Source organism: Oscillospiraceae bacterium (assembly GCA_025757985.1).
GTDB lineage: Bacteria > Bacillota > Clostridia > Oscillospirales > Ruminococcaceae > Gemmiger.
The window spans coordinates 1496277-1508153 of the sequence record CP107210.1; the positions used below are offsets into that span (position 1 = coordinate 1496277).

At 39.4% G+C, this 11877-nt stretch carries 11 protein-coding genes and 1 pseudogene; all 12 read left to right on the forward strand.

Features of this window, described 5'->3' with window-relative positions; all coding sequences use genetic code 11:
• The first annotated feature begins 99 nt into the window (after positions 1-99).
• The 12 genes and pseudogenes from OGM67_07455 to OGM67_07510 all read left to right on the forward strand — a co-directional run bounded on the left by OGM67_07455 (position 100) and on the right by OGM67_07510 (position 11746).
• Positions 100-780 (forward strand): GTP pyrophosphokinase family protein, encoded by a 681-nt coding sequence (locus tag OGM67_07455; protein UYJ36132.1) that lies wholly within the window; start codon positions 100-102, stop codon positions 778-780.
• A gap of 36 nt (positions 781-816) precedes the next feature.
• Complete coding sequence (gene cls / locus OGM67_07460) at positions 817-2376, forward strand: cardiolipin synthase (protein ID UYJ36133.1); 1560 nt, start codon at positions 817-819, stop codon at positions 2374-2376.
• A gap of 210 nt (positions 2377-2586) precedes the next feature.
• The gene (locus tag OGM67_07465) at positions 2587-4020 is read left to right on the forward strand and encodes a phospholipase D family protein (GenBank protein ID UYJ36134.1); all 1434 of its coding nucleotides are present in this window, start codon (positions 2587-2589) and stop codon (positions 4018-4020) included.
• The gene (locus OGM67_07470; protein ID UYJ36135.1) at positions 3999-4709 is read left to right on the forward strand and encodes a response regulator transcription factor; all 711 of its coding nucleotides are present in this window, start codon (positions 3999-4001) and stop codon (positions 4707-4709) included. Before OGM67_07465 ends, OGM67_07470 begins: the two co-directional genes overlap by 22 nt.
• Positions 4709-5752 (forward strand): HAMP domain-containing histidine kinase, encoded by a 1044-nt coding sequence (locus OGM67_07475; protein ID UYJ36136.1) that lies wholly within the window; start codon positions 4709-4711, stop codon positions 5750-5752. Before OGM67_07470 ends, OGM67_07475 begins: the two co-directional genes overlap by 1 nt.
• A 33-nt stretch (positions 5753-5785) precedes the next feature.
• Positions 5786-6850 (forward strand): FUSC family protein, encoded by a 1065-nt coding sequence (locus tag OGM67_07480; protein ID UYJ36137.1) that lies wholly within the window; start codon positions 5786-5788, stop codon positions 6848-6850.
• Positions 6840-7411, forward strand: a pseudogene (locus OGM67_07485) (CDP-alcohol phosphatidyltransferase family protein). Before OGM67_07480 ends, OGM67_07485 begins: the two are co-directional and overlap by 11 nt.
• A gap of 673 nt (positions 7412-8084) precedes the next feature.
• On the forward strand, positions 8085-8294 hold the full coding sequence (locus tag OGM67_07490) for a DUF6462 family protein (GenBank protein ID UYJ36138.1): 210 nt from the start codon (positions 8085-8087) through the stop codon (positions 8292-8294).
• A gap of 105 nt (positions 8295-8399) precedes the next feature.
• On the forward strand, positions 8400-8570 hold the full coding sequence (locus OGM67_07495) for a hypothetical protein (protein UYJ36139.1): 171 nt from the start codon (positions 8400-8402) through the stop codon (positions 8568-8570).
• A 37-nt stretch (positions 8571-8607) separates the two neighbouring features.
• Positions 8608-9843: a site-specific integrase gene (locus OGM67_07500; protein UYJ36140.1), complete on the forward strand. Its 1236-nt coding sequence runs from the start codon at positions 8608-8610 to the stop codon at positions 9841-9843.
• 803 nt (positions 9844-10646) lie between these two features.
• Complete coding sequence (locus OGM67_07505; protein UYJ36141.1) at positions 10647-11306, forward strand: hypothetical protein; 660 nt, start codon at positions 10647-10649, stop codon at positions 11304-11306.
• Positions 11307-11539: 233 nt separating this feature from the next.
• A complete protein-coding gene (locus OGM67_07510; protein UYJ36142.1) occupies positions 11540-11746 on the forward strand; it encodes a hypothetical protein in 207 nt (68 codons plus the stop codon).
• Positions 11747-11877 lie beyond the last annotated feature (131 nt).

Genomic DNA, 11877 nt, shown 5'->3' on the forward strand with positions numbered 1-11877 from the left:
GATTCGCTAAAAGATGGAGCACAGAACAGCGTATTCGGGCAACGTTTCAGCTAATAAATAATGTTTTGAAATCAGGGATGAGGTAGAAAGGAAAGTTCCATGACAAAAGATGAAGTAAAAAAACTCAGGATGAACAGTCCGGAATCACTACAGTTTTTAAATAATGCTACAAAATTTTATAATTTAATGATGATGTATCGTTGTGCTATTCGGGAGATACAAACTAAGCTTGAGGTTTTGGATGATGAATTTTCAGTTGAGAACAATCGAAATCCTATTTCTTTTATAAAAACAAGAATTAAGAAGCCCAATAGTATTTACAATAAACTGCAGAAGATGGGATATGAATTTACAACAGAAAATATACAGATATATCTCAATGATGTAGCAGGCGTTCGAATAGTTTGTGCGTTTATTGACGATATTTATATGATATCAGATTTGATTACCAAACAGGATGATATTAAAGTTATTGAAATAAAAGATTATATAAAAAATCCAAAATCGAATGGTTATCGAAGCTATCATATGATTGTTGAAATACCAGTATTTTTTGCTAAGGGTAAAACACCTATGCGTGTAGAATTACAGATTCGAACCAATGGTATGGATTTCTGGGCAACGTTGGAACATCAACTTCGCTATAAAAAAGGAATTGAAGAAATGCCTGGCTATGATGAGATAAGTGAAGAATTACTTCATTCTGCAAGAGCTATCATTGAAGCAGATAATGAAATGCAGAGAATAAAAGACAAAATTGGTATGTTCCACGAAATTTAAGCAGAAATTTGATCGAATAGAAAGGTTGGAATATATATGAAACAAGATACTTTAGAAGGAAAAGCGAAAACAAAAAACGGAGTAAAACGATTGTGTTTTTCCATAGTCTGCATTCTTCTAGAAGTAGTTTTTATTATTACTATTGTAACACGCTTAAATGAATATGCAGAAATCATAAATCTATTTACAAGGATTTTAAGTGGAATTTTAGTTTTGGGATTGTATGCATCAGATAAGACATCTTCCATGAAAATGCCTTGGGTTATATTAATTTTAATTTTCCCAATTATGGGTGTAGGCCTATATTTATTGATTGGTTTGAATGGCGGCACACATAAAATGCGTGAGCGATATGCAGAAATTGATAGCAAATTGTTACCAATGCTTTCCGATAATCAGGAGTGCTTAAACAGAATAAACGAAACGATTCCGAAGGCAGGAAATATTGCAAGTTATATACAAAGAAATTCGCAGTATCCAATCTATCAGAATACGGATATTGTGTATTTTGATGAAGCAGTGAAAGGATTAGAGGCACAGCTTAAGGATTTGGAGAAAGCACAAAAGTTTATCTTTATGGAATATCATGCGATAGAAGACGCTGAAGCATGGCATAAGATTCAAGATGTTCTGGAAGAGCGAGTAAAAGCAGGTGTGGAAGTTAGAGTATTCTACGATGATATGGGTTCTATAGGCTTTATTAACACAGATTTTGTGAAAAAAATGGAGGCAATAGGAATTCATTGCCGTGTATTCAATCCGTTTATGCCAGGTTTAAATCTGTTTTTGAACAATCGTGATCATAGAAAAATAACAGTTATTGATGGAAAAGTCGGATTTACAGGTGGATATAATCTAGCAAACGAATATTTTAATTACACACACCCGTATGGACAGTGGAAAGATACAGGTATTCGTTTAGAAGGAGATGCTGTTCAGTCGCTTACAGTGACATTTTTAGAAATGTGGAATGCTGTTAGTGAAAAAGCTACGAATGATACTGATTTTAGTAAATACATTATTCATTACGATTATAAAGCACAGCAAACAGGTTTTGTTCAGCCTTATGCAGACAGTCCTATGGATAATGAGCAGGTCGGAGAAGAAGTTTATATCAGTATGATAAATAAAGCTGAAAAATATTGTTGGTTTATGACTCCATATCTAATCATAACAGATGAAATGACGCATGCGTTATGTCTGGCTGCTAAGCGAGGGGTAGACGTAAGAATTATCACACCTGGTATCCCTGATAAAAAATTCATTTATAATGTAACTCGTTCTTTTTATCATGGATTAGTTAAACATGGTGTTCGTGTTTATGAGTGGACTCCTGGTTTCTGTCATGCAAAAATGAGTGTGGCAGATGACTGTATGGCAACTTGTGGAACAATTAATTTGGATTATCGAAGTTTATATCACCATTTTGAAAACGGCTGTTTTATGGCAGATTGTCAGGCAGTTGTGGAAATAAAAAATGATCTGATAAGAACGATGGGAGAATGTCGTGATGTGACAGACCAATATCAAACCGGACGAAGTGCATATTTGCGACTGGGACAATTATTTATGAGATTATTTGCTGGATTGCTATAAGAATCTGATGAAACGACCTTTCAAAAAACAGTTGATTTAGAAGTTAACTGTTTTTGAAAGGCCGTTTTTGCTATATCTAACAGTCTGTTGTACAAAGAAGATTTTGCATGGATGAAAAAACAAACCTTGTTGAGGTTAAATTGAGTTTTCCATTGTATTGTATTGCTAATGAATAAGAATAAGAAATAAAAAGGAATCAGGTGATGTACAATGAAAAAGCATAAAATATGTAAAATCCTTCTTGTTATACTGGCAATTTTTTTATGTGTGGCTTTTTATGAATTGCTCGGAATCTGCGTTGCATATAAAAAGCAGCCGGAAGTGTCCAATACAACCAAAAAAGAAACAAAAAATGGGTCATGGAACGAATGCAGTGAAAATACAGAACGGGCAGTAATCATAGAAAAGAATCCAGAAGCGCTTTTACAAAGAGTGCGTTTGATCAAGAATGCAAAAAAGGAAATTATTCTTTCTACTTTTGCATTTCAATCCGATGAAAGTGGAAAATTGATCTTAGGAGCACTGCATGATGCGGCAGACAGAGGTGTACATATTCGTCTGTTAGTAGATGGAATGGAGAGCTGGATTGATATGGAAGGAAATCCGTATTTCTATGGATTATCTTCCCATGAGAATGTTGAAATTAAACTGTATAATAAGGCCAATCCGTTGAAACCGTGGAAAATGATGGGTAGAATGCATGATAAATATTTGATTGCAGATGGAAAGAGATATATTCTTGGGGGAAGAAATACATACAATTATTTCCTGGGCGATTTTCCGGGACATAAGAACTATGACAGAGACGTGTTAGTGGTTTGCGATGAACCTGAGAAAGAAAATTCAGTTAACCAGTTGTTAGAGTATTTTGAAACGATATGGGAACAAGAAGACAGTGATTATTTTCATGACAATAAAAAACTGGCAAATAGAAAATCTGTAAAGAACGCAGTTTTAGAGCTGCAGAACGGCTATCAGAAATATTTTGAAGAGAATAAGGAAAGAATCTGCGATACCGATTACACGGACGAAACTTTTGAGACAGAAAAGATTGCATTAGTGTCAAATCCTATTCACACAGGTTCCAAAGAACCAGTAGTGTGGTATCAGTTGGGAAAATTGATGAAAAATGCAAAAAATCGTGTGAAGATCCACACGCCATATATTATCTGTAATGATATGATGTATAATACATGGGAGGAGATTGCAGAGAACGTTTCAGATTTTTCTATCATGACAAATTCAGTTGCGAATAATGGGAATCCATTTGGGGCTGCCGATTATGCGAAAAACAGAAATAGAATCTTAAGTACAGGAATTAATATCTGGGAATATGAAGGCGGTTATTCATACCATGGAAAAAGTATTCTGATTGACGATGATCTGTCTGTAATCGGTTCCTTTAATATGGACATGAGAAGTGCATATCTGGATACGGAACTGATGCTTGTAATTCGCAGTAAAGATATTAATAAACAGTTGGAAGAGGGCATGATGGAATATGAAAGAGTGTCCCGCCAGATATTAGAAGGCGGAACTTATAATGATCCATATCATGTAGAGCCAATCGAATTAACAAAGAAACGTCAGAGAAAAATATTTTTGGTACAGCATCTGCTTGGATGGGCAAGGTATCTGTTTTAATAAGGAGGAAGGAAAACGTGTTTCAAATATTGATTGTAGAAGATGATAAAGAATTAAGCCAGCTATTCCAAAAAGTGCTTGAGAAGAATGGATATCAAGTCAAAAGTGCATCGGATGGAGCACAGGCATTAGAAGTATTGGATAAGGAATATATTGATCTGATCATTTCTGATATTATGATGCCGGTTATGGATGGCTATGAACTAGTGTCAGAACTTCGTTCAGCAGGATATCAGATACCAGTGCTTATGATCACTGCGAAAGGTTCCTTTGATGATATGCGCCAGGGATTTCTTTCGGGAAGTGACGATTATATGGTAAAACCGGTAAATGTGAATGAAATGGTTTTAAGAGTCGGAGCACTGCTTCGCCGTGCACAGATACTGAATGAGCACAAAATTGTGATCGGTTCAACAGAGTTTGATTATGATGCAATGACGGTTACAACTGATAAGGAAAGTCTTGTTTTGCCTAAAAAAGAATTCCTGCTTTTATATAAGCTTGCAGCTTCGCCAGGCAGAACATTTACAAAACAACAGTTGATGGATGAAGTATGGGGATACGAGACGGAGGCAGACCCACATACGATAGAGGTACATATAGGAAGAATCAGAGAGCGTTTTAAAGATAACCCTGATTTTGAAATCGTAACAATGCGTGGAATTGGATACAAGGTGGTGAAAAAATAATGGAACAAAAGAAAGAAAAAGGATTGCGGATCCGATCCTGTCTGACTGGTGCAATCTGGCTGGCACTTGTATTTTCAACAGTCATATCTGCTTTATTATTTGCTTTTTTGAATCATTTTTTTAATCTGCCGGGCAGCATACCTGTGCTTGGCTGGCTTTTGATTTTCAATACATTGATTGCAGGGCTGATCACTTCCTTTATCAATGCAAAGTTACTGGAACCAATTACCAGACTTAGTAAAGCAATGAAGGAAGTTTCTCAGGGAGATTTTGAACAGCATTTGGAAACGAACAGCCGTATAGCAGAAGTTGGAGAATCTTATCAAAGTTTTAACGTTATGACAAAAGAACTTCGTGCAACAGAGGTGCTGCAGATGGATTTTGTATCTAATGTTTCTCATGAGTTTAAGACCCCAATTAATGCCATTGAAGGATATACAATGCTGCTTCAGGGAGAAGAACTGTCTCCGGATCAAGAGGAATATGTAGAAAAAATCTTATTTAACACCCAAAGACTTTCCGGATTGGTTGGTAATATTTTGCTGTTATCCAAGTTAGAGAATCAGAATATACCAATGAAAAAAACAGAATATCGTCTGGATGAACAGATCCGCCAGGCAGTTCTTTCATTGGAAACAAAATGGACAGAAAAAGAAATTGGTTTTCAGGTAGAATTGGAGGAAGTTAAATATACTGCGAATGAAGGACTTTTTATGCATATCTGGATAAATCTTTTGGATAATGCGATTAAGTTCAGCCCTTCAAAGGGGACAATTACGATGTTTCTGAAACAAGAACAGGATTCTGTTAAGTTCATTCTGGAAGATGAAGGACCAGGAATAGAGGATGATGTAAAATCCAGAATATTTGACAAGTTCTATCAGGTAGATGGATCTCATAAAGCAGAAGGAAATGGCCTAGGTCTTGCACTTGTAAAACGGATTGTAGATAGTGCCGGAGGAACAATCAAAGCAGAAAACCGTGAATATGGTGGATGCAGATTTGTTATAGAGCTGCCAAAGCAGAAAGATGAGATTATCTAGTTTTAAGATAAATTAGAAGATGGGAGAATTTATATGACATTTTATCAGGAGTTGCAGTTAAATCAGGCAGGTTCTAAAAACCTGTTGAAAAAGAGTGAAACACTAAAAGAAAAATTATATCATATGTGGGTATATCTGGTGAAGATAGCTGCTACAATGGCATTTTGTTTTTTCTTTGTTAGTATTTTCAGCATCCTATTTGGAAATGAGAACAGCATTGTAGGTGTAGTAGTCTTATTATGTCTCATGGTGTTTAGGAATGCGGATCTGGGGATCCACACCGGACAATCTACGATGCTTTTGGCTTTGTTCTTTGTAATTATGACTGTATGTCCGCATTTAGCAAATCAGTTTTCACCGGTATTGGGAATGCTGTTAAATATTGCGGCACTGGCTGTGTTGATTCTGTTCGGATGCCATAATCCATCCATGTTTAATCAATCTACATTGGTTCTTGGGTATCTGCTGCTATATGGTTATGATGTTACGGGAAAAAGCTATCAGATGCGATTAGTCGGAATGGCTTTAGGTGCAGCACTTACCTGCTTCGTATTTTATCGAAATCATAAAAACAGAACTTATAAAAAAAATCTGAAAGATCTGATACAAGAATTTGATATCACTTCTTCCAGAACAAAATGGCAGATATGTCAGATTTTATGCGTACCGATTGTCCTTTGCATTGCAGAACTTTGTAATATGCCACGTGCAATGTGGGCTGGTATTGCGGCCATGTCCGTGATTTTGCCGTCTATGGAAGATATGCACTACAGAGTCCATAAAAGGATTGTCGGAAATATTGCAGGTGTTATATGTTTTACAGTATTATATTTTCTGCTTCCTTCGTCAATCTATGCATATATAGGAATTCTTGGTGGAATCGGTGTAGGATTTTCAGCACAATATGGCTGGCAGGCAGTATTTAACACATTTGGTGCTTTAGCCATTGCTGCAGAGACATATGGACTACAAGGAGCGGTTAGTCTTAGAGTGAGTCAAAATGTTTTTGGTGTTGTGTTTGCTTTAGCATTTTGTGTTATATTTTATTGGTTTATGCCTAAAAAAAAGGAAAGTGAGGTAACCGTACATGCAGAGTGAAGTGAATCAGGAAGAAAATTTGAATAGAATTATTACGGTTCCTAATCTTCTTTCTTTTTTCGGCTTTGTCTGATTCCGGTAATTATATGGAGTTATTGTGTAAAGAAAAATCCTCTGTTAGCTGGTGAAATCTTATTGCTGTCTGGTCTTACGGATCTTGCTGATGGATATATCGCAAGAAGATTCCATAGGATTAGTAATTTAGGAAAAATACTTGATCCGGTGGCTGATAAGCTGACACAGGCAGCGATGTTAATCTGTCTGTTTACTCGTTTTCCGCATGTGCTTCTTTTAATCGTAATAATGGCAGGTAAGGAGCTGTATATGGTAGTCAGTGGATGTCTTGTGATACAAAAGACAGGAAAAGTACATGGTGCAGACTGGCATGGAAAGATAGTAACCTTTTTATTATATGGAACTGCAGCGGTGCATATTATATGGTTCCACATTACACCGATGGTATCAGATCTGTTGATTGGTTTGTGCGCTATAATGATGGTCATATCGGTCGCTCTGTATATTATACAGAATACCAGGACTATTAAAGGAGAGACTGTATAAGCAATTTTATATTGCAATGACTAGAAAAATATTTAGGAGAAGATAGATATAAACAGTAAGTCAAACACACAAACTAATCCGAGGGCGGCTATATTGTCAGCTTTCCGGATACAGAAAACACGCAGGCGCTTATCAATGTTAGCGGCGGGCGAAAATCGCCTTTATTCATAAAAGACAAAGTTGCTGGAGAATTTTTTCTCCAGCAACTTTCTTTATCTTTAAGCCATTGAAATACAATACTGTCCAAACAGCTTCATCCAACTATTATATTTCAATCACAAAGATGCGCAGCTTCGAATACTTTTAACTTTTTTAGAAGAAATTTGAAAAATTCTGCGAAAATTTCCGGGAACGTGTTCTCTTATACTATAGGAGGGTTAAAAGCCTCCGAAAAAGAGAATAGCGTCCTCTGTTTGTACCGCATTGGGGAAGCAGCGCCATGACCGGGAATCTGCGAGCGTGCCAAGATGCGAGAGAACATACTGCACTGGCCGTAAGGCCATTGTAGGGCACAGCGCCGGGAAAGGTTGCCTGTCTGGAATTGCAGAGGGAGAAAAACGCACAGCTATAACGACAGATCGTGCCGTGGAAAGATTGCTTCTCTTTCCACGGTATTTTTGTATCGTTATAGAATGACGTTTACCCAAATTTCAAACAGACAGAGGTGTTTTATATGGGATATTCGCGTAAAGACGTTGAGAAATCAAAGATGAATGCTAAGAAGTTTGTCCGGTATCAAGAAGGAGCTGAAAAATACAGTCTTGGCCTGACAAAGTTTCAAGAACTCGCCAAGGAAGCTAAAGCTGTTTACAAAATTGACAAGGTTGCTTTGGTAAACTGTGAGATTTTTGAACGCTATCTAGAATCCTTTCATATTCTGTAATCAAAGCCATAAATTGTACATTGCTAAATTCGGAAGGGCAAATTCTGAACTTGACTTTCTGCTTCACAATAAGTATACTGTTGATGTGGAGGGATGAGAACTGCTATGGCAAAGATGGGACGACCAAAATCCGATAATGCAAAAAAGAAATCCGTAAATGTTCGGGTGGAGGATGCCCTATACGAGCGTATCCGTTCTTATGCTGCACAACATCAAATGAGTATGACAGAAGTTGTTTTGCTGGGGCTGAATATGATTTTATCAGATCCAGAATAAGTATCATGCCCTTCTTCTTTCGAGAAGGAGAATTGATATGGCAACGACAAGAAAAGACTTGCGGGGACGTACCCTGCGCAAAGGCGAGATGCAGCGCAGCTCCGATAAACGGTATGCGTATTCCTATAAAGATCCGCTGGGGCGGCGCAAATACATCTACGCAAATGACCTTGTAACCCTTCGGGAAAAGGAAACTCAACTCACTAAAGATCAGTTAGATGGTTTGGACATTTACGTTGCAGGCAAGGCAACGGTCAACTTTGTTTTTGACCGCTATATGAGTCTGAAAACGAATCTGCGCCAGACTACCCGGAGCAACTACCTTTATATGTATGATCGCTTTGTCCGTGACACGTTTGGTAAGAAGAAAATTGCCGTGATTCGGTATTCGGACGTATTACAGTTTTATAATTATTTACTGGACAAGCAAGACTTGCAGGTGAATACATTGGAGAGCGTTCATACACTTCTTCATCCCACTTTTCAGTTGGCGGTTCGAGACGAAATTATTCGCAAGAACCCCACCGATGGTGTGCTGACAGAGATAAAGAAAAGCTCCGAACAGACCACCGGTGTACGCCATGCTCTGACGATTCCACAGCAGCGGGCGTTCATGGAGCATATTGCCAATCACCCGGTCTACTGCCACTGGTGGCCGCTGTTTACGGTGCTGCTGGGAACGGGCTGTCGCATCGGTGAAGCATTGGGCTTGCGCTGGGATGATCTGGACTATGAGCGGCGTACTATCAACATCAATCATAGCCTAGTTTATTACCCGGTGGGCGAGAACCGCAGTTCTATTCAGCATATCTCAAAGCCTAAAACGGATGCTGGCATTCGGACAATTCCGATGCTTGATGCCGTGAAAGATGCCTTTGAAATGCTGCGGGAAGAGCAGAAAGAGTCTGGCTGGAACGATGTTGAAATTGACGGAATGACAGGATTTGTCTTTTGTAGCCGTTTCGGCAATGTTCCCAATCCGCAATCTGTAAATCGTGCTATCAAGCGAATCATTGCAGATTACAATGAGAGCGAAGAAGTGGCATCAAAGAAACAGCACCGTAATGCGGTTTTGCTTCCAGACTTTTCTGCACACAATTTGCGTCACACATTCTGTACAAGGCTTTGCGAAAAAGAGACCAACCTGAAGGTTATCCAATCGGTTATGGGGCATAAAGACATCCAGACTACGATGGACATTTATGCCGAAGCAACCGAACAGAAAAAACAAGAATCGTTCGAACGATTGGCTGCAACACTGGATGTTTTTTAATCAGCGAAGAAGTGCTCTTACTGAGTATTTCTTCTGACAGCAAAAATTCTCCAAGGACAGCAAATTGACATCAAATACGCGAGAGTAATGGTGAATCACGAAGGATCACGAATATTTGGAAATCACACAAAACCGTGATAGTAAAGCATCACGAAGCGTTGTGAAGTGATTCTAAATATAATCCCCACGATGAAGCCTATCGACTAAGAAAACCACAATATATAGTGTGTCGTGAACTTTCTAAATACTATATATTGGCAGCGTGGCTTGTTGTACTTGCATTTTGACATCAATTTGACCACAAAATCGTGTAAGATGACGGCGCGTGACAACGCGTAGCTACGTTTCGGTGAGGAGCATTAGATTTAGATATAACCGTAAGAGCACTTCTTGGAATACCAAGAGGTGCTCTTTTTTTATTTCCTGTGCGCAACTTCTGTTAATCAGTCAGTCAACTTAAATCGTTTGGAGGAAAACGGTATGAATACTGATTACAAGCCTATACCCGATTTATCTACGACACCGCCATACCGTATTTCGAGCAGCGCGGTATTCCTACAAGGATTCTTCGTTCCGAAAAGACCTACCAATCCTGCTTTTTCCATGTGGTCAGCCGAGGTGATTCAAAGGGAAAGCTGTCCTCGTTCCCGCTGGTGGGCCGGTGCAGCATCCAGCGAGATTGCAAGCTGCCGCCCATCAAGGAATACCAGAAGTTCTTGCCACCTGACACCGTGCAATACTTGGAGATAGCTTACGATGAGCCGATCCGATTGGCACGGCTCAAGCCCGGACAGGTATCCCTTATGCAAAAATACAAGGTGACGGAGTCGGATGCGTGGAATATGTGCAGAGCAGAGGGTTTGCTTTCGCCTCTGTACCAATACAGCCACCGTGGCGGGTGCTGGTTTTGTCCCAATGCGTCTATGTCAGAGCTGCGGCACCTGTACCACGCACACCCAGACTTGTGGCAGCTGATGATGGAATTGCAAAGCACGCCCAACAAGGCAACCGAAAAATTCAACCGCAGCTATACCTTATGGCAGTTGGATGAGAAGTTCTCGCTGGAGGGCGAGCAGCTTAGTTTATTTGATTCGAGGGATGACTATTTAAATCCTGCTCCATTTACTGAAACGTTTGGCCCTTTACAGACAACAGAAGTTGTTGTAACAGATGAACGTGTCTTACACATTAAACAACGGCATCCAGAAGATTACTTGCTTTTTGAACAGTACGGGCGGGACACGGTTTTATCGCCAGATATTTTGATTCAGGATGTAAAGAATGTTGGTACTGTTTTTGCAGTAAAAAGACTACCTGAAACAAATCTCAATGTTGTACTGCGCTTAGTTTTAGATACCGACAATCCAAATTTCAAAAACTCAGTTATGACATTTTATCGAATTCGTGAAAAAAATCTTAAAAAACTTATGGACAAGAATCCGGTTCTTTACATTAAAGAATAATTCTGTTATAATAAGCATAGGATAAGGTTGCATTTGAAGTAGAGAATGTGCTGCTACACGCCCACTGGGCCAAAAGAAATGCGGGAAAGGGCACACCCGCCAAATGCCAATCGATGGGGAACGGTTCAGATGCCGTTCCCCGTTCCTGTTTTATAGCCCTATTTCGCCACGATGCACCTTTGCACCGTGGCTTTTTTGTACCTATTTTTCAAAACACAAAGGAGTTTATCAAAATGGAAATGGTAAATACGATTACGTCCCTGATTTCTAATGTCGTGACTTTTGCCGGTGGTTTGCTGCTGTTGTTCGGCGCGGTCACGCTCGGCACCAACCTCAAAGACCACAACGGCCCCGGCATCAGCAGCGGCGCGTGGGCTATGGCGGGCGGCGTGCTGATTATCGCGGTTGCCGCCTACTTCGGCACCCTGACGGTCGTGTAAGGAGGGCTGCGCTATTTTTGAATACATACAGCGCTCAGCCTGCCGATGCCGCGTTTCTGCCTTCGTCGGGTGTTTTTGCGTATCTGCCTTTTGACAAGCTCGACCCGTCTTGCGGTATCATACATATCGGG

What these genes read in the sequence shown, in the direction of transcription:
- OGM67_07495 (UYJ36139.1), top strand. Translation starts at nt 8,400, where the DNA reads ATGGCAAAGATGGGACGACCAAAATCCGATAATGCAAAAAAGAAATCC.
- OGM67_07465 (UYJ36134.1), top strand. Translation starts at nt 2,587, where the DNA reads ATGAAAAAGCATAAAATATGTAAAATCCTTCTTGTTATACTGGCAATT.
- OGM67_07505 (UYJ36141.1), top strand. Translation starts at nt 10,647, where the DNA reads ATGCAAAAATACAAGGTGACGGAGTCGGATGCGTGGAATATGTGCAGA.
- OGM67_07500 (UYJ36140.1), top strand. Translation starts at nt 8,608, where the DNA reads ATGGCAACGACAAGAAAAGACTTGCGGGGACGTACCCTGCGCAAAGGC.
- OGM67_07510 (UYJ36142.1), top strand. Translation starts at nt 11,540, where the DNA reads ATGGAAATGGTAAATACGATTACGTCCCTGATTTCTAATGTCGTGACT.
- OGM67_07490 (UYJ36138.1), top strand. Translation starts at nt 8,085, where the DNA reads ATGGGATATTCGCGTAAAGACGTTGAGAAATCAAAGATGAATGCTAAG.
- OGM67_07480 (UYJ36137.1), top strand. Translation starts at nt 5,786, where the DNA reads ATGACATTTTATCAGGAGTTGCAGTTAAATCAGGCAGGTTCTAAAAAC.
- OGM67_07455 (UYJ36132.1), top strand. Translation starts at nt 100, where the DNA reads ATGACAAAAGATGAAGTAAAAAAACTCAGGATGAACAGTCCGGAATCA.
- cls (UYJ36133.1), top strand. Translation starts at nt 817, where the DNA reads ATGAAACAAGATACTTTAGAAGGAAAAGCGAAAACAAAAAACGGAGTA.
- OGM67_07475 (UYJ36136.1), top strand. Translation starts at nt 4,709, where the DNA reads ATGGAACAAAAGAAAGAAAAAGGATTGCGGATCCGATCCTGTCTGACT.
- OGM67_07470 (UYJ36135.1), top strand. Translation starts at nt 3,999, where the DNA reads ATGGGCAAGGTATCTGTTTTAATAAGGAGGAAGGAAAACGTGTTTCAA.